Here is a 17,790-nt window from a genome sequence, read left to right on the forward strand (position 1 = left end):
CCAGGCCGATATGCAAGCTCCTCGGTCGAATAAACGACCAAACCGCCCACATATCCCTTCAGATATCCAGCAATGTCAAAAAGCAACAGAAACAAAACCAACCGGACCGCTAATCCCTTAGCGATAACCCAGCCGCCCCATCTCCAAGAATGTCTCCAGAACCTTCCGCGATCACGCTTCCCGTTCCGTCCCTTCCAGCGTTCCCGCCTTCGGTGAAGCGGTATTTACGAAGGAGAGAGAGGGAGGGCAAGAGGGTATTTCGACCTTGCAAGAGACTTTCTTGCAAGACCATGTTCCTGAACAGAAATATCGGGGCCGGCCCTTCTTGCCGGAATGAGTGCCACTGGCCCCTCACCCGGTTCCAGGGCGAATCCCCTGCTTCATCCTAACCCGATTCCGCCGTTCCGCACGCTCCTCTTGCTGTTTCGGGTCCGGGAATCGTCTCCTTGCCCGTGATCCAGGCAGTTTCCCCTGTTCCGGTAACGCCCGGATGAAGAATCGGTGGCATGGCGGAAACGAAAAAGGCGCGACCCTTGCAGGTCGCGCCTTTTGGAATTGCATGTCGCCGGGATCAGCGCTTCGAGAACTGGAAGCTGCGGCGAGCCTTGGCCTTGCCGTATTTCTTCCGTTCGACGACGCGCGAGTCGCGGGTCAGGAAGCCGGCGGCCTTCAAGGCGGCGCGCAGGCTGGGTTCGTGCAGTTGCAGCGCCTGGCTGATGCCGTGCTTCACGGCGCCTGCCTGACCCGACAGACCGCCGCCGCTGACGGTGGCCATGACATCGTACTGGCCAGCAACACCGGCGATGTCGAAGGGCTGGCGCAGGATCATCTGCAGGACGGGGCGGGCGAAGTATTGCGTATAGTCCACATACTCGCCCTTGTTGTTGCGGATGAGGAACTTGCCGGAACCGGCCTTCACCCAGACGCGGGCAACGGCATCCTTGCGCTTGCCGGTCGCATAGGAACGACCCTGGCTGTCGCGCTGCGCTTCGCGGCGGACGGGGGCTTCGGCCACGGCGGCGGCACTGCCCGACACGACGGATTTCAGATCGTCGAGGCTTTTGATGTCTTCGGCCATAATCACGCGCTCCGGGTGTTCTTGGCGTTCAGGACCTTGACGTCCAGAACTTCGGGCTGCTGCGCTTCATGCGGATGCTCGGCACCGGCATAGACGCGCAGATGGGTCATCTGCTGCTTGCCCAGCTTGTTGCGGCTGATCATGCGCTCGACGGCCTTGATCACCACGCGCTCGGGATGGGCGCCTTCCAGGACCTGGCGCGCGGTGCGGTGCTTGATGCCGCCCGGATGGCCGGTGTGCCAGTAGTATTTCTTGTCATCGCGCTTGTTGCCGGTCATCTGCACCTTGTCGGCGTTGATGATGATGACGTTGTCACCCATGTCCATGTGGGGGGTGAAGGTCGGCTTGTGCTTGCCGCGCAGGCGATTGGCGACGATCGTGGCGAGGCGGCCCAGAACGACACCCTCGGCGTCGATCAGGATCCACTTCTTCTCGATCTCCGCCGGTTTCGCGGTATAGGTTTTCATCTTTCGTCCCTTCAGGGTCGCAAAATTTCGAGATGGCGGTATATCGAAGATCGCAGCACCCGCGTCAAGCGCAACTGCGGTGTTTAAATCAAACAACATCAATGTGTTGAGATTTAGGTATTAAAATACCACATCATAATGCGCTGTTTTGCGGTCGTTTCGGGGGAATCGAATAGGTCATCGAACAACGCGCCGCCGGCTCGTCTTCCCCTTCGGAAAAGATCAGGGCCTCGACGACCGCCAGGCTGCGGCCCAGCTTGAGGATGCGGCATTGCGCCAGAAGGTCGCGTCCCGCAGCGGGTTTCCGCATGAAATCGACCGTGGCATTGGTGGTCACCGCAAGCGCCACCGGCCCGATCCTCGACAGGATCGCGCAATAGATGGCGACGTCGGCCAAGGCGAAGATCGACGGCCCGCCAACGGTCCCGCCCGGACGCAGATGCCGGTCACTGACCCGCAGGCGCGCGACCAGCCGGTCCGGGCCGACGGATTCGACGTGGTGATCCTCGGCCACCTGCGGAAAGTCCCGTTCCAGAAAGGCGTTCAGCGCCTGCGCGTCCATGACGATATCCATGCTTTCCCCTGTGCTTGCCGCGGCATAGGGTTTCGACAAAGAGGGAGAGAGATCAAGATGGCAGAGCTGATCGAACGGCAGGACAGCGGCGCGATCGCGCGGTTGGTGTTGAACAGTCCTGGCAACTACAACGCCCTGTCTGCCGAAATGATCGCGGCGCTGACGGGGGAACTGGACCGGATCGCGGGCGACGACGAAGTCCGCGTGGTCGTTCTGGCAGCCAGCGGCAAGGCCTTTTGCGCGGGCCACGACCTGCGGCAGATGCAGGCTGCGCGCGGGGATGAGGATGGCGGGGCCGCAGCCTTCGCGGATCTGTTCGACCGCTGCGCCCGGATGATGCAGATGATCCCCGCCCTGCTCCAGCCGGTCATCGCCGAGGTCCAGGGCATCGCCACCGCTGCAGGATGCCAACTGGTCGCGTCCTGCGACATGGCGGTCGCGGCGGAAGGGGCGCGTTTCGGGGTGAACGGTATCAATATCGGCCTGTTCTGCTCGACCCCGATGGTCGCGCTGACCCGCGCGGTCCCGCCCAAGGCCGCCTTCGAGATGCTGACGACCGGCGAATTCATCGATGCGGCCCGCGCCAGGGAACTGGGTCTGGTCAACCGCGTCGTGGCGGCCGGTTCCTTGACCGAGACGACGATGGGCATGGCCGCGACCATCGCCGCGAAGCTTCCTGCCGCTGTCCGCCTGGGCAAGCGCGCCTTCCACGACCAGTTGCGGCTTGGCCTCGCAGAAGCCTATGCAACGTCCGGTGCGGCGATGTGCCAGAACATCCTGCTGCCCGACACGGCCGAGGGCATGGCGGCCTTCCTGGAAAAGCGGCCGCCAAGTTGGTCCTGACGACCATCTTCTGTGAGCAAATATCCTCGGGGGAGTCGCGAAGCGACGGGGGCTGAAAGCCCCCTGCCCCGCTTCCCTCAGCGCAGCGCCAAAGCCTTCACCAGGTCGGTGAAATGCTCGCCGCGCTTTTCGAAGTTCGGATACTGGTCGAAGCTGGCGGCAGCGGGGGCCAGCAGCACCGTATCCCCCGGCTGGGCTTCGGAGGCCGCGTGGGCCACGGCGGCTTCCATGGTTTCGGCGATCTCGTAAGGGGTCTGGCCGATTTCCAGCGCGAAGTCGCGGGCGGAATGACCGATCAGATAGGCCTTTGCGACTCGGTCCAGATAAGGCGCCAGCTCCCCGATCCCGCCTTCCTTGCCCAAGCCGCCGGCGATCCAGCGGATTCGGTCGAAAGCCTGCAAGGCCTTGGCTGCCGCATCGACATTGGTGGCCTTGGAATCGTTGACGTAACGCACGCCGCCGATTTCCGCGACGATCTGGCTGCGATGCGGCAGGCCGGCGAAGCTGTGGAAGGCCGACTCGATCTCTCGAGGCGCAAGGCCAATGGCTCGGCAGGCCGCGTATGCGGCGCAGGCATTCTGATGGTTATGCGCGCCGGGCAGGCCGCGAATCTCTCGCAGGTCGATGGACGCCGCCTGCCGCCCCTTGCGGTATTCGCACAGAAAGCCCTTGCGCGCGAAGACGGACCAGACCCCTCCGTCCAGCTTCTGTCCCGATGAGACGCGGATCACCCTGTCATCGGCCGGACCCATCGACAACTGGTTTGCCAGATACAGGCCCTCGATTTCGTCAATGCCGATCACCGCACGGTCGGGGCCGCCTTCCGCGAACAGCCGCCGCTTGGCCGCGAAATAGCCGCCAGGGCCGCCATGGCGATCCAGGTGGTCGGGTGACAGGTTGGTGAAGACCGCGACATCGGGCGTCAGCGCGCGGGCCAGTTCGGTCTGATAGCTGGACAGTTCCAGCACCACGACCTCTCCGTCGATCGCGGGTTCCAGGGACAGCACGCCCGTGCCGATATTGCCGCCCATCTGCGTGGGACGGCCCGATTGGTCGAGGATATGGTGGATCAGCGCGGTCGTGGTCGATTTGCCGTTCGATCCGGTGACGGCGATCACCCGGGGCGCGCGGTCGAAGCCCTCCCAGTCGGCCGTGGCATAGCTGCGGAAGAACAGGCCGATGTCGTTATCGACCGGGACGCCCAGGGCATAGGCCTTGGCGATCACCGGATGCGGTTTGGGATAAAGATGCGGGATGCCGGGGCTGGTGATCAGCGCGGCGACCCCCGCCCAGGCATCGTCGCGCGTCAGGTCGGCGATGGTCAGGCCATCGGCTGCGGCGGCTTCCCTCGTGTCATTGCCGTCGTCCCAGGCAATCACTGTCGCGCCGCCGGCTGCCAGGGCCGCAGCCGTCGCCTTGCCGGATCGGCCCAGGCCCAGAACGGCGATGGTTTGTCCTTCGACACCTTGGACCGGAATCATCAGCACGGCCTTTCAAACCAAGCCGGGGGCTGTCTGCCCCCGGACCCCCGAGGATATTTATGCCAGAATGAAGATCAGCGAAGCTTCAGCGTCGCAAGCCCGATCAGCGCCAACACCAGGGCGATGATCCAGAAGCGGATGACGATCTGCGCCTCGCCCCAGCCTTTCTTCTCGAAATGGTGGTGGATCGGCGCCATCAGGAAGACGCGGCGGCCTGTGCGCTTGAAATAGGCGACCTGGATGATGACCGACAGCGCCTCGACCACGAACAGGCCACCGACGATGGCCAGCACGATCTCGTGCTTGGTCACCACCGCGATGGCGCCAAGCGCGCCGCCCAGGGCCAGCGATCCCGTGTCGCCCATGAAGACGGCGGCGGGCGGCGCATTATACCACAGGAAGCCAAGCCCGCCGCCGATCAACGCCGAGACGAAGATCAGGATCTCGCCCGTGCCGGGAACGTGGTGGACGCCCAGGTATTCGGTGAAGTCCACCCGGCCCACGGTATAGGCGATGACGCCCAGCGTGCCTGCGGCGATCATCACCGGCATGATCGCCAGCCCGTCCAGGCCGTCGGTCAGGTTCACCGCATTGGCCGATCCCACGATCACCAGCATCCCGAAGGGGATGAAGGCCAGCGACAGGTTCACCAGCACATCCTTGAAGACCGGCAACGCCAGTTGCCCCGTCAGGCCTGCCGGGTGCAGCCACATCGCCCAGGCCGCGGCGACAAAGGCCAGCGCCAAACCCAGCAACATCCGCACCCGGCCCGACACGCCCTTGGTGTTCTGCTTGCTGACCTTGGCATAATCGTCGGCAAAGCCGATCGCGGCATAGCCCGCCGTCACCAGAAGCACGATCCAGACATAGCCGTTGTCCAGCCGCGCCCAGAGCAGCGTGGAAAAGAACAGCGCCGACAGGATCAGGATGCCGCCCATCGTGGGGGTGCCCGCCTTGACGAAATGGCCTTCGGGGCCGTCGTCGCGGATCGGCTGGCCCTTCTTCTGCACCCGGCGCAGATAGTTGATCAGCGGACGGCCGAAGATGAAGCCGAAGATCAGCGCCGTGAAGAAGGCCGCGCCTGCCCGGAAGGTGATATAGCGAAACAGGTTGAAGAGGTCGCCCCCTTCGGAAAGGCCGCTCAGCCAATAGAGCATCGGTTATTCTTTCGTATCAAGTGCAGGCGTCTGCGCCGTTTTCCGCAGGGCGTCAACGACGGTCGAGATCTTCGAGGACTTGGACCCCTTCACCAGCACGATATCGCCCGGCGCGACCAGATCGGCCACCCGCTCCGCCAGTTCTGCGGCGTCTTGCGCCCAAAGGCCGCGCTTGGCGGGGGGCAGCGCCTCGTGCAGGTGGCGCATCCGGGGGCCCGCGCTGTGGACCAGATCCACCTTGGCCATCGCAGGATCGTCGGCCATGCCGCGATGCATGGCGATCTCGTCGCTGCCCAGTTCCAGCATGTCGCCCAGGATCGCGACCCGGCGTCCGCCTTCCAGCCCCGCCAGCGTGGCAAGCCCCGCCGAAAGCGAGGTCGGGTTGGCGTTATAGGCGTCGTCGATCAGGCGGATGCCGGCCAGATCCTCGACCGCGCCGCGCCCCTTGGGCGGCAGCCAGTCGCCAAGGCGCTTGGCGGCTTCCTTCAGGTCCGCGCCGGCGGCCCCAAGTGCTGCCAGAACGCCCACCGCGTTCAACGCGAAATGGCTGCCGGTGGTCTGCAGGGTGAAGTCCAGCACCTCGCCACCGATCCGGGCGCGGCATTCCAGCGCGCCGTCCACGGCCCTGGCCTGCACCAACTTCGCCTGCCCGTCGCGGCCGAAGCCCATGACCAGCGCCCCGGCGGCATCCGCGCAATCGCGCAGGATTTGCGTGACCGGCAGATCCTCGGGCAGGATGGCGTGGCCGATGGGTTCCAGCCCCTCGAAGATGGAGCCCTTTTCGCGCGCGATCCCCTCGATGGCGCCGAAGGCTTCCAGATGGGCGGCGGCGACGGTGGTGATCATCGCAACATGCGGACGGGCGAGACGCGACAGGGGCGCGATTTCTCCCGGATGGTTCATGCCGATCTCGACGATGGCGAAATCGGTGTGGCGGGGCATCCGCGCCAGGGTCAGCGGCACGCCCCAGTGGTTGTTGTAGCTGGCTTCTGCCGCGTGGATGCGCCCCTGCCCCGTCAGCGCGACCCGCGCCATGTCCTTGGTCGAGGTCTTGCCCACGGATCCGGTGATCGCCACGACCTTGCCGGTCATGCGCCTGCGCCCGGCGCGGCCCAGCCCTTCCAGCGCCGCCAGCACGTCCGGCACGATCAGCAGCGGCGCGTTCGCCGCCACGCCATCGGGGATCCGGCTGACCAGGGCCGCCGCCGCGCCCTTGTCCAGCGCCTGGGCCACGAAGTCATGGCCGTCGCGCGCGTCCTTCAGCGCCACGAACAGATCGCCCGGACGGATGGTCCGCGTGTCGATGGAAACGCCCGTCGCCACCCAATCGCCCTGCGCCCGCCCGCCCGTCGCGGCGGCGGCTTCCTCGGCTGTCCAAAGGCTCATATCTTGCCGTCCAGTGCTGCAACCGCGACGGATGCCTGTTCGGCATCGTCGAAGGGGTAAACGTCGTTGCCGATGATCTGGCCGGTCTCGTGGCCCTTGCCGCAGATCAACAGCGCGTCGCCCGGCAGCAGCGCATCGACGCCGCGCAGGATCGCCTCGGCCCGGTCGCCGACTTCCGTGGCGTCGGGTCCGGCGCCCTCCATCACGGCGGCGCGGATCGCGGCCGGATCCTCGGACCGGGGGTTGTCGTCGGTGACGATCACCACGTCGGCGAACTGGCGCGCGGCCTCGCCCATCAGGGGGCGCTTGCCCCGGTCGCGGTCGCCGCCCGCGCCGATGATGCAGACGATGCGGCCCATGACATGGGGGCGCAGCGATTGCAGCGCGGCCACGACCGCGCCGGGCTTGTGGGCGTAATCGACAAAGACCGTGGCCCCGTTCTCGCGCTGCGCGACAAGCTGCATCCGGCCCCGCACGGTGTGCAGTTCGGGCAGCGCGCGCAAGATGGCCTCGGCCGAATCGCCTGCGGCCAGCACCAAGCCCATCGCGGCCAGCACATTTTCCGCCTGGAAGCCGCCGATCAGCGGCAGCCGCACCAGATGCGGCTGGCCCATCAGCGAAAAGCGCAGATCCTGCCCGGTGGCGTCGTAACGCTGGCCCAGGATCCGCAGCATGGCGTTTTCACCCGTGCCGACCGTCGTCACGGCCAGTCCGCGATCGGTGGCGATGTCCAGCATCTGCCGCCCGCGTTCGCCGTCTATGTTGATGACCGCCGCCGCGCCGTCTTCCAGGATGTGATTGAACAGCAGCGCCTTGGCCGCGAAATATTCGTCGAAGCCCGCGTGGTAATCCAGGTGGTCCTGGCTGAAATTGGTGAATGCCCCGGCCTCGACCCGCACGCCGTCCAGGCGGCGCTGATCCAGGCCGTGGCTGGATGCCTCCATCGCGGCATGGGTGACGCCCGCCGCGGCGGCCTCGGCCAGGATGCGGTGCAGGGTCAGGGGATCGGGCGTGGTATGAGCCAGCTTGGCCTGATAGTCGCCCTCCACGCCCATCGTGCCCAGGCTGATCGCCTTGCGGCCGATATGCTGCCAGATCTGGCGGGTAAAGCTTGCGACGCTGGTCTTACCCGAGGTGCCGGTGACAGCCACGACATGGTCGGGCTGGGATTCGAACCACAAGGCTGCGGCACCGGCCAGGGCGGCGCGCGGATCCTCGGCCACGACGACCGCGCCGTTCCAGCCCGACAGCGCCTGGACCGCCATCTCGGCCCCGGCGCGGTCGGTCAGCACGGCGCCTGCCTCCATCCGCAGGGCATAGGGGATGAATTCCGCGCCATGAAGCGCCGATCCCGGCAGGGCCGCGAACAGGTGGCCGGGCTTCACGGTGCGGCTGTCCAGCGACAGCCCGGTGATGGCCGGGTCGCGCCCGTCCCTTGCCCGCAGCCCCAGCTGCGACAGCGTCTTCGTGCCTTGCCCCACAGTCCTACCCGTCATTGATTTGCGACGACCTTTAGCTCATCGCCGGGTTGCGATTCAACACGGGGGGCGAAGCGCGGCTCGAAGACCGGCAGGTTTTCGTCGGTCGCGGGTTCCAACCCGACCAGCGGCGCCAGGCGGCGGATCATGGCGCCTGCGACCGGGGCGGCGGTGGTGCCCGCCGTGCGCGTCTCGCCGCCCGGCCCAGTGACCGAGGGTTCGTCAAGCGCCACGATCAGCACATATTTCGGATCGCTTGCCGGGAAGACCGAGGCAAAGTTCGCAACCACCTTGTTGTCGTAATAGCCGCCTGAGGGGCGCGGCTTGTCGGCCGTGCCGGTCTTGCCCGCGACCTCGTATCCCTCGACCTCTGCCTGCCTGGCGGTGCCGCGCGTCACGACCTGTCGTAGCATGTCCACGGCGCGGTCGGCGGCGCGTTCCGACAGGATCTGTTCGCCCTGCGGCCGGGTGCGGCCATGGATCAGCGTGGGCGTCACCTTGCGACCGCCATTGGCAACCGTGGCATAGGCCGCGGCCAGGTGCAGCGGGCTGGCGGCAAGGCCATGGCCAAAGGACACGGTGGCGGCCGTCACGGCAGGCCAGCGGCTGGGCACAAGCGGCTTGCCGGTCGGCGCCTCGACCATTTCGATCGGCAGGGGGTCGAAGAAACCCAACTTCTGCAGGAAATCCTTTTGCCGGTCCACGCCGATCATCTGCGCGATGCGAACCGTGCCCACGTTCGAGGATTTGACGATCACGTCCGTGGCCGACAGTTGCGGGCCATAGTTGGAAAAGTCGCTGATCCGGTATTTCCCGATGCGCATCGGCGTCGTGGTGTTGATGCCGCTGTTGGGGTTGATGATCTGCAGATCCAGCGCCTGTGCGACAGGAAAGATCTTGAAGGTCGATCCCAGTTCGTATTGCCCCTGAACGGCGCGGTTGAACAGCGGGCTGTCGGACGGGTCGCCCTTCAGCAGCGGACGTGGCCGGTCGTTCGGGTCGAAGTCGGGAAGGCTGGCCATCGCCAGGATCTCGCCCGACTGGATCTCCATCAGGATGCCGGTGGCGCCCTTGGCGCTCATGACCTCCATGCCGGATGCCAGGACCTGCTCCATGGCCGACTGCACCGACAGGTCGATGGACAACTGCAGCGGCGCCCCGTCGTTGGCCGGATCGCGCAGCCAGCCGTCGAAGGCCTTTTCCACGCCCGCGACGCCCAGAACCTCGGCGCTGCTCACGCCCTCGTTGCCGAAGCCGGATCCGCCCAGGATATGGCTGGCGATGTGTCCGTTGGGATAAACGCGCATCTCTCGCGGGCCGAACAGCAGGCCGGGTTCGCCGATGTCATGGACCGCCTGCATCTGTTCGGGCGACATCTTGCGCTTGATCCACATGAACTTGCGGCTGCCCGTGAAATCCTGGGTCAGCTTCGCCGCGTCCAGGTCGGGAAAGATGCGGGCCAGTTCGTTGGCCGCGCCGACCGGATCGACCATCTGGTGCGGATGGGCATAAAGCGAATGGGTCAGCAGGTTCGTCGCCAGCACCCGCCCGTGCCGGTCGGTGATGTCGGCGCGTTGCGACACGATCCGCGCGGACATGACCTCGCTTTGCGGCTCGATCGGATCGCTGGAGGCCAGGGTGCCCATGCGCACGCCCACGACCCCGAAGGCCAGGACGAAACAGCTTGCCATCAGCGCCAGCCGACCTTCGGCGCGGCGGCGGGCCTTGTCCTGGGCCGCCTCGTGCCGGAGGCGACGGTTTTCGGCCTCGATGTCGTCGGGGTTCTCGCCCCGGTCGCGCGCGCGGAGGATCTTGGCCAGAGGACGCAGGGGGATGCGGATCATGACGGTCACTCCTGGGGGGCGGCTTCTGCCGGTTCGGGGGGGTCGGGCGGCGCAGGCGGCTTGGGATAGTCGATATGGCCCAGGCCCACCGTCTGCCCGGCCTCGCGCGGGATCAGTTGCAGGCGGTCGAAGTTCAGGTCCACAAGTTCGCGCAGGCGCTCGGGCCGGTTGAGATAGGCCCATTCGGCGCGCAGGACGCCCAGATCCTCTCGCAGTCCGGCGATTTCCCGCTGGATCTGGCTCATTTCTCCGATGGCGGCCTGGGTGCGGTAATTCTCGCGATAGGCCCAGAAGGCCAGGCCCATCACCAGAAGCACACAGGCCAGATAGGTCAGGGGACGCATCAATGCCCCCCTTTCGGCAGGCGCGGCATGGCCAGGGCGTCCGCTTCGACGGAACCTGCGGGGGCATCGGTGCGGATCGCCACGCGCAGCAGGGCGGACCGGGCGCGCGGGTTCGCGGCCTCCTCCTCGGGGTCGGGCCCGATGGCGCGGCGGAAGGGCATGGTGAAGGCCGGGGGCGCGGTTTCCTGCACCGGCGCATAGCGGCTGCCCCCGCCTGCGCTGTTCGACCGCGCCTGCATGAAGCGCTTGACGATCCGGTCCTCCAGCGAATGAAAGCTTACCACGGCCAGCTTGCCGCCGGGCTTCAAGGCGCGTTCAGCCGCGGACAGGCCATCGACCAGTTGCCGGAATTCGTCGTTCACCCAGATGCGGATCGCCTGGAAGCTGCGGGTGGCAGGGTGGCTTTGGCCGGGCTTGGGGCGCGGCAGGCATGACGCCACGACCTCGGCCAGATGGGCGGTGCGGGTCAGCGGGCGTGCGGCGACGATGGCGCGGGCGATGCGGCGGGCGGCCCGTTCCTCGCCATAGTGATACAGCACGTCGGCGATCACCGCCTCGTCAGCCGTGTTCAGCAGATCGGCAGCGGACGGTCCAGCCTGTTCCATCCGCATGTCCAGCGGCCCGTCGCGCAGGAAGGAAAAGCCCCGTTCCGCCAGATCAAGCTGCATCGAGCTGACGCCCAGATCCAGCACCACGCCGTCCAGCGATTCGCCTGCAAGTTGATCGAGATCGGAAAACGTTCCTTCGACCAGCCGCAGCCGGTCGCCGTATTCGCCGGCCCAGCTTGCCGCCATGTCGAAGACCAGCGGATCGCGGTCCACGCCGATCACCCGGTCCGCCCCGGCTTCCAGCAGCCCGCGGGAATAGCCCCCGGCCCCGAAGGTGCCGTCCAGCCAGACCCCGGATACGGGTGCCACCGCGCGAAGCAGCGGCGCAAGAAGAACGGGCACATGCGATTCGGCCATTGCCTAACCCTCGTCCGCCTGATCGAGGAAGGACCGCGGATCGAATTCCGGGCCGTGCTGGGTGGTGAAATCCTCCAGCGCGGTGACATCCTTGGGCCGGGAATCAGGATGATAAACCTGGATATAGTCGCCGCGCGATTCGAAGATCGTCTCGGAACCCTCGGTAAAACCGAGCTTCTCGCGCAGTTTCTGCGGCAGGACCAGGCGGCCTTCCTTGTCGATTTCCAGATCGGTGGACTGGCCGTTCATCAGCATTTCCAGCCAGCGGCGCTGCGGGGAACCGCGCGTCAGCTTGTCGATCTGCTGGTCGATCTCCTCGATGGCCTCGATCGTGTAAAGCTCGATCCAGTTCCACCAGTCGGGACCATAGACCGCCACCAATTGCGTTCGTCCGGTATTGGCGGTGGCGAAGCCGGGGTCGCCGGCATCGAATACGCGGCGCAGCCGGGCGGGAACGGACATCCGTCCCTTGCCATCGACCTTGACGGATTCAGTGCCTCTGAACTTCCGCGCCACTCTGGCCCTGCCTCACTGTCCGTTCTTCCGGTTGCCCGAAAGAGAAAGGGCGGACCGGGCTGCTGCCACTGCCCGATCCGCCGCCCTCGTTCCCACGTCGCGACCCCGTTTTGGGGTCCGTCCTTGTCATGCGCCACCTGGGGGAGGTGCTGCTCGCGCATGCGGACGGCTTTGTTGGAAAACGGACGCCTGTATGAAAGCCTGCTTCGCCCTTGGGGTCTTGATCGCCCCTTTACTGCCCGTTTTCGTGATCTGGTTGTGGCATGGGAATTCATGGGAAGCAATGGAATTCTGCGCCCTGTGAGGAAGCCAAAACGCGAACGGCGGATTGTCGCAGGCCTGTGGCAAAAGAGAAACGAATCTGTTGCGGCCCAACACCTTGGGCAACGTTTCCCGATTCTCCTCTAGATATAGGCACCTAACATTTGTTGTCTGCGCTAATGATGGCTAGGTCCTTCTGTTTCCACGCAAAAAGCTGTTGCCACTTATCCACAGAAAAGAACAAAGAGCCTGTTCGCCGTTCACAAACGATCACGCCAGCGTGAGCAGCGGGGGAAATGGCCAGATTGCTGGCCATTCCCGTGCATTCCCAGTGTGACCCGTCAGGCGACCCCATCCTGGATCAGCCGCTGGGCCAGACGGGCATAGGCCTGGGCGGTTGCACCCTCTCCCATTGCCACGGGGCGTCCCGAATCGCCTGCCAGACGCACCTCCAGTTCCAGGGGCAGTTCCCCCAGAAACGGCAGGCCCAGTTCCCGAGCCTCGGAGGCCACGCCGCCATGACCGAACAGATGCGCCTCGTGACCGCAGTTCGGGCAGACATAGGTGGACATGTTCTCCACAAGGCCCAAGACCGGCGCCTTCAGCTTGTTGAACATGTCGATGGCGCGTCGCGCATCCAGCAGCGCCACGTCCTGCGGCGTGGACACGATGACGGCCCCGGTCACGGCGGCCTTCTGGCACAGGCTCAGCTGCACGTCGCCGGTACCGGGCGGCAGGTCGATCAGCAGCACGTCCAGCTCGCCCCAGTTCACCTGCTGCAACATCTGCTGCATGGCGCCCATCAGCATGGGGCCGCGCCAGACCACGGCCTCGCCTTCCTTCAGCATCAGGCCGATGGACATCATCGTGACGCCATGCGCGTGCAGCGGTTCGATATGCTGGCCGTCGGGACTGGCCGGCCGGCCCGACACCCCCATCATGCGCGGCTGCGAGGGACCATAGATATCGGCGTCCAGCAGCCCCACCCGGCGTCCTGCGCGTGCCAATGCCACCGCCAGGTTCGAGGTGACGGTGGATTTGCCCACGCCGCCCTTGCCCGATCCGATGGCGACGATGTTCCTGACGCCGGGAATCGGCTGTGGGCCGGCCTGCCCGGTCGGATGGCGCCCGATCTGCAAGGACGGCGCCGCGCCCGACGAACGGACCGGTTGTCCCTGCGGCTTGCCCGCAGGGGCGGTCATGACGATCTGGACACGCCCGATCCCGGGCAGCGCTTCCAATCGGCGCTTCGCCTCGGCCTCTACGGGCGCAAGGCTGCGCGCGACGCCCGCATCTGCCACCTCGAGCACGAATCGGACAGTGTCGCCCTCGACCGTAAAAGCCCGCACCAGATCCGCTTTTTCCAGGGTCCGGCCATCCGGCAGAACGATATCAGAGATTTCCCTAAGGGCAGTTTCGCGGTTCACGGACATGTCAAGGACCTTTTGATTGGTTTACGGCAACATGGTTCAGTCGGCCCCTGGCATCAACCACCCGCCGCAATATGTGGCATCTTGGCTGCGGCATCCCGAAAGCCGCCGGTTTTTGCAGCGCGGCGTGATCGCTAACGATCAAGAACTGTCACATTCCTGACACAATTCTTAACGGGATTTCCAAGGGATGACCCTGCAGTCATGCGAATGCTGCATGGCAGCAATCCGAAAGGAGTCATTGTGCAAGCGCAGCATTAGCGCCATCTTGGGGACATCGAAAGGCGCCGGGCCAATCCGGGCAAGGCGCAGATGCTGAACGAAGGAACACATCATGGCTGCCGTCGCCCAAACCCACAACGCCGCTGCCGCTTCCGGCCTGATCGGCCGTTTGATGGTTGCGATCCAGCACATGCAGGAAAACCGCGCCCGCCGTGCAATCTATCGCCAGACGGTTCGCGAACTGAACGTGCTGACCAACCGTGACCTGGCCGATCTGGGCATCAACCGCGCGATGATCGGTCGCCTGGCCCATGAAGCGGCCTGGGGCACGAAATAAGATACCCTTTTCCGCTTCCCCTCCTCCTCCCTGGGACGCGGGAACTGGCGGCATCCTCTCTCCTCCTCCCCTGAGGATGCCGCCCCAAAGACAGCGCTGGAACCCATCTCCTCCCTCGGGGTTCAGCGACAGGCGGCGGCCCTCTCTCCTCCCAATCGGGGCCGCCGCAAAAACCACATAGCCGCCTTGTTCTGCGGCACCGGAATACGGCCCGCCCCCCTCCTCCTCCCATACGGGGCGCGTGCTGTCTGCGGCGAAGCCCCTCCTCCTCCCGGCTGAGCCGCACCCTACATAGCCGCCCTGATCGCGGCACCCGAACGCGACGGACCCCCTCCTCCCATTGGTCCGGTCGTTGGCGGCAATGGCCTTCTCCTCCCTCCCGGCCTTGCCGCACCCCATGCGCGGCCCTCCCTCCTCCCTGGGCCAGCGTTACGGCGGCGCCCCTCCTCCTCCCTGGGCGCCGCCGCTTTCATAGCCGCCCTGATCGCGGCACCCGAATGCGACGGACCCCCTCCTCCCAATTGGTCCGGTCGTTGGCGGCAAAGGCCCTCTCCTCCTCCCTGGCCTTGCCGCACCCCAAACGCGGCCCCTCCCTCCTCCCCGGGCCAGCGTTCCGCGGCGGCGCCCCTCCTCCTCCCTGGGCGCCGCCGCTTTTCGTTTCAGACCCAGGAACTGCGCCCCAAGGGCCGCGTTGTCGCGGCACAGCCATGGGGATCGGCATGACCAAATTCCGCGTCGGATCGAAGGTCGAATGGGACTGGGGCAAGGGCACCGCCAGCGGCAAGATCGCCGAATCCTTCACCGAACCGGTCGAGCGGACCATCAAGGGCAGCAAGATCAAGCGCAACGCCGAGCCGGACAATCCCGCCTATCTGATCGAACAGGACGACGGCGGCCGGGTGCTGAAAAGCCATTCCGAACTGCGCAAGGCGACATAGCCCTTTTCCCGTCGGACGGCGCGGGCTAAGGGCCGGTCATGCTCAGCTATCAACACGCCTATCACGCGGGCAACCTGGCCGACCTGCACAAGCACGCGCTGCTGGCGACGGCGCTGGATTACCTGACGCGCAAGGACAAGCCGCTGTCCTATCTGGAAACCCACGCCGGACGCGGGCTTTACCGGCTGGACGGCGCCGAAGCCACGAAGACCGGAGAGGCGCGCGCGGGCATCCAGCGGGCCGAAGCCGAAGGGTGGCTGCCGCCGGGACATCCGCTGCTCGACGCCTGGGCGCAGATCCGCCGCAGTCATGGCCCGCAGGCCTATCCTGGGTCGCCGCTGATCGCCGCGCATTTCCTGCGCCGGGGCGATTCTGCGCATCTGGCGGAACTGCACCCTGCCGAACACGAGGCGCTGATGCATGTGGCGGGCTTTGCCACCCTGCACCGGCAGGACGGCTTCCAGATGGCGCAGGCGGTCTGTCCGCCGACCCCCCGGCGGGGCCTGATCCTGATCGACCCCAGTTACGAGGTGAAGGCGGATTATGCCGCCATTCCCCGCCAGATCGGTTTGATCGCGCGCAAATGGAATGTGGGCGTGATCGCCCTGTGGTATCCGATCCTGACCGATGCCCGTCATGTGCCGATGCTGACCGCGCTGATGACATCTTACCCCGACGCCCTGCGATCCGAGGTGTCGTTCCCGCCTGCCCGTGCCGGCCATTCGATGGTCGGATCGGGCCTTTGGGTCCTGAACCCGCCGTTCGGGCTGGACGAAGAAGCCGCCCGAATCGAAGACATCTTCCGCCGGAACGCCTGAACGGGGGATTCCCCTGCCCTGCGCCCTGTGGCATGATCCCGCAGCAAACCAGAACGGCCCGTCCATGTCGCAGCGTCTTTCCATCAGCGCCACCGTGCTTCTGGCCCTGGCCGTCGCCCTGGGCCTCTATTTCGCCTTCGCCGCCGTGCAAGGTCCCTCGGGCATCCTGCGCCGCATCCAGATCGAGGCTGAAACCGTGGAACTTCAGGCGGAACGCGACAAGCTGAAGTCCCAGGTGCAGGAAATGCAGAACCTGACGCGGCGCATGTCCGACGAATACCTGGATCTCGATCTGCTGGACGAACGCGCCCGAGAGGTGCTGGGCCTGATCCGCGCGGACGAGGTGATCCTGCGCTGACGCCGCGTCATTCTGCGGCGTCGTTCGCGGATTGCACCCGTTTTCCCGATACGCTACGGATAGTTTAACGCTGAACTATTCTGACCGCGCTTTGAGGAGGACCCCCCGCATGGCCAGGAAGCCTGCCCCCGCAACCGAGACAGCGGCCACCGGTGTGCCGTCGAATGTCTCTCGCGACGAGCTGCTGCAATATTACCGTGACATGCTGCTGATCCGCCGTTTCGAGGAAAAGGCAGGCCAGTTGTATGGCATGGGCCTGATCGGCGGCTTCTGCCACCTTTATATCGGGCAGGAAGCGGTCGTCGTGGGGCTGGAAGCCGCCACCAAGGAAGGCGACAAGCGCATCACCTCCTATCGCGACCATGGCCACATGCTGGCCTGCGGCATGTCCGCGCGGGGCGTGATGGCCGAACTGACCGGGCGCGAGGGGGGATACTCCAAGGGCAAGGGCGGCTCGATGCACATGTTCAGCCGCGAAAAGCATTTCTATGGCGGGCACGGCATCGTCGCGGCGCAGGTGCCGCTGGGTGCGGGCCTGGCTTTTGCCGACAAGTATCTGGGCAATGACAACGTGACCTTCGCCTATTTCGGCGACGGCGCTGCCAACCAGGGTCAGGTTTACGAGACCTACAACATGGCCGTGCTGTGGGACCTGCCGGTCATCTTCGTGATCGAGAACAACCAGTATGCGATGGGCACCTCGATGAAGCGGTCCACGCGTTCGACCACGCTGTTCGGGCGGGGCGAGGCTTTCGGCATCCCGGGCGAACAGGTGGACGGCATGGACGTGCTGGCCGTGAAGGCCGCGGGCGAAAAGGCGGTGGCCCACTGCCGCGCGGGCAAGGGGCCCTATATCCTGGAAGTCATGACCTACCGCTATCGCGGCCATTCGATGTCCGACCCGGCAAAATACCGCACGCGCGAGGAAGTGCAGAAGATGCGCGACGAACGCGACGCCATCGAGCATGTCCGCGAACTGCTGCTGCAGGGCAAGCACGCGTCCGAGGATGACCTGAAGGCCATCGACAAGGACATCAAGGACATCGTGAACGATTCGGCGGAATTCGCAAAGGAAAGCCCCGAGCCCGCGCTCGAGGAACTCTGGACCGACATCTATGCCGAAGACCTGCCCCAGGGCAGCGCCGAAGAACACGCCTGAGGGAGGGTTGAACGAATGGCTACTGAAATCCTGATGCCCGCCCTGTCGCCGACCATGGAGGAAGGCACGCTCGCGAAATGGCTGAAGCAGGAAGGCGACGCCGTGAAGGCGGGCGACATCATCGCCGAGATCGA

Annotated in this window: 19 protein-coding genes; 7 read left to right on the forward strand and 12 right to left on the reverse strand. The window is 65.6% G+C overall.

The window, feature by feature from the left end; genetic code table 11:
- Window positions 1-571: 571 nt before the first annotated feature.
- From rpsI to CK944_RS19560, 3 genes are all read right to left on the reverse strand, one after another.
- A complete protein-coding gene (rpsI, locus tag CK944_RS19550) occupies window positions 572-1,078 on the reverse strand; it encodes a 30S ribosomal protein S9 (protein ID WP_103174743.1) in 507 nt (168 codons plus the stop codon).
- Between the two features lie 2 nt (window positions 1,079-1,080).
- Window positions 1,081-1,545, reverse strand: coding sequence for a 50S ribosomal protein L13 (gene rplM / locus CK944_RS19555; protein WP_103174744.1), 465 nt, complete (start codon window positions 1,543-1,545; stop codon window positions 1,081-1,083).
- 133 nt (window positions 1,546-1,678) lie between these two features.
- Window positions 1,679-2,119: a PaaI family thioesterase gene (locus CK944_RS19560; RefSeq protein ID WP_103174745.1), complete on the reverse strand. Its 441-nt coding sequence runs from the start codon at window positions 2,117-2,119 to the stop codon at window positions 1,679-1,681.
- 57 nt (window positions 2,120-2,176) lie between these two features.
- Here CK944_RS19560 and CK944_RS19565 point away from each other — a divergent pair, with 57 nt between their 5' ends.
- Complete coding sequence (locus tag CK944_RS19565) at window positions 2,177-2,962, forward strand: enoyl-CoA hydratase (RefSeq protein WP_103174746.1); 786 nt, start codon at window positions 2,177-2,179, stop codon at window positions 2,960-2,962.
- 77 nt (window positions 2,963-3,039) lie between these two features.
- On the opposite strand, the gene murD is transcribed toward CK944_RS19565, so the two are convergent.
- From murD to CK944_RS19610, 9 genes are all read right to left on the reverse strand, one after another.
- Window positions 3,040-4,443, reverse strand: a complete 1,404-nt coding sequence (gene murD, locus CK944_RS19570; RefSeq protein WP_103174747.1) for a UDP-N-acetylmuramoyl-L-alanine--D-glutamate ligase — start codon at window positions 4,441-4,443, stop codon at window positions 3,040-3,042.
- A gap of 74 nt (window positions 4,444-4,517) precedes the next feature.
- Complete coding sequence (gene mraY / locus CK944_RS19575) at window positions 4,518-5,600, reverse strand: phospho-N-acetylmuramoyl-pentapeptide-transferase (RefSeq protein ID WP_103174748.1); 1,083 nt, start codon at window positions 5,598-5,600, stop codon at window positions 4,518-4,520.
- 3 nt (window positions 5,601-5,603) lie between these two features.
- Window positions 5,604-6,986, reverse strand: a complete 1,383-nt coding sequence (gene murF / locus CK944_RS19580; RefSeq protein ID WP_103174749.1) for a UDP-N-acetylmuramoyl-tripeptide--D-alanyl-D-alanine ligase — start codon at window positions 6,984-6,986, stop codon at window positions 5,604-5,606.
- Entirely contained in the window at window positions 6,983-8,482 is a 1,500-nt protein-coding gene (locus CK944_RS19585) for a UDP-N-acetylmuramoyl-L-alanyl-D-glutamate--2,6-diaminopimelate ligase (protein WP_103174750.1), read from the reverse strand. Before CK944_RS19585 ends, murF begins: the two co-directional genes overlap by 4 nt.
- Window positions 8,479-10,308, reverse strand: a complete 1,830-nt coding sequence (locus CK944_RS19590; protein WP_103174751.1) for a penicillin-binding protein 2 — start codon at window positions 10,306-10,308, stop codon at window positions 8,479-8,481. Before CK944_RS19590 ends, CK944_RS19585 begins: the two co-directional genes overlap by 4 nt.
- 5 nt (window positions 10,309-10,313) lie before the next feature.
- Entirely contained in the window at window positions 10,314-10,652 is a 339-nt protein-coding gene (locus CK944_RS19595; RefSeq protein WP_192877788.1) for a cell division protein FtsL, read from the reverse strand.
- Complete coding sequence (gene rsmH, locus CK944_RS19600) at window positions 10,652-11,617, reverse strand: 16S rRNA (cytosine(1402)-N(4))-methyltransferase RsmH (RefSeq protein ID WP_103174752.1); 966 nt, start codon at window positions 11,615-11,617, stop codon at window positions 10,652-10,654. The genes CK944_RS19595 and rsmH overlap by 1 nt, the downstream gene beginning before the upstream one ends.
- A gap of 3 nt (window positions 11,618-11,620) precedes the next feature.
- Complete coding sequence (locus tag CK944_RS19605; RefSeq protein WP_103174753.1) at window positions 11,621-12,133, reverse strand: division/cell wall cluster transcriptional repressor MraZ; 513 nt, start codon at window positions 12,131-12,133, stop codon at window positions 11,621-11,623.
- Between the two features lie 602 nt (window positions 12,134-12,735).
- A complete protein-coding gene (locus CK944_RS19610; protein ID WP_103174754.1) occupies window positions 12,736-13,827 on the reverse strand; it encodes an Mrp/NBP35 family ATP-binding protein in 1,092 nt (363 codons plus the stop codon).
- A 331-nt stretch (window positions 13,828-14,158) separates the two neighbouring features.
- On the opposite strand from CK944_RS19610, the gene CK944_RS19615 reads away from it, so the two are divergent.
- The 6 genes from CK944_RS19615 to CK944_RS19640 all read left to right on the forward strand — a co-directional run.
- The gene (locus CK944_RS19615) at window positions 14,159-14,383 is read left to right on the forward strand and encodes a DUF1127 domain-containing protein (RefSeq protein ID WP_229664998.1); all 225 of its coding nucleotides are present in this window, start codon (window positions 14,159-14,161) and stop codon (window positions 14,381-14,383) included.
- Between the two features lie 719 nt (window positions 14,384-15,102).
- Window positions 15,103-15,321, forward strand: a complete 219-nt coding sequence (locus CK944_RS19620; RefSeq protein ID WP_103174759.1) for a DUF2945 domain-containing protein — start codon at window positions 15,103-15,105, stop codon at window positions 15,319-15,321.
- Between the two features lie 38 nt (window positions 15,322-15,359).
- Window positions 15,360-16,139 carry a 23S rRNA (adenine(2030)-N(6))-methyltransferase RlmJ gene (locus CK944_RS19625; protein WP_103174755.1) on the forward strand — a complete coding sequence of 260 codons (780 nt, stop codon included), beginning with the start codon at window positions 15,360-15,362 and terminating at the stop codon, window positions 16,137-16,139.
- Window positions 16,140-16,203: 64 nt separating this feature from the next.
- The gene (locus CK944_RS19630) at window positions 16,204-16,497 is read left to right on the forward strand and encodes a septum formation initiator family protein (RefSeq protein WP_103174756.1); all 294 of its coding nucleotides are present in this window, start codon (window positions 16,204-16,206) and stop codon (window positions 16,495-16,497) included.
- A 109-nt stretch (window positions 16,498-16,606) separates the two neighbouring features.
- Window positions 16,607-17,656, forward strand: a complete 1,050-nt coding sequence (gene pdhA / locus CK944_RS19635) for a pyruvate dehydrogenase (acetyl-transferring) E1 component subunit alpha (protein WP_103174757.1) — start codon at window positions 16,607-16,609, stop codon at window positions 17,654-17,656.
- 15 nt (window positions 17,657-17,671) lie between these two features.
- Window positions 17,672-17,790: biotin/lipoyl-containing protein (locus CK944_RS19640; protein ID WP_146038718.1), on the forward strand; the 119-nt coding region annotated here is incomplete at its 3' end.

This window comes from Paracoccus sp. SY, from assembly GCF_002901215.1.
In the GTDB taxonomy this organism is placed as follows: domain Bacteria; phylum Pseudomonadota; class Alphaproteobacteria; order Rhodobacterales; family Rhodobacteraceae; genus Paracoccus; species Paracoccus acridae.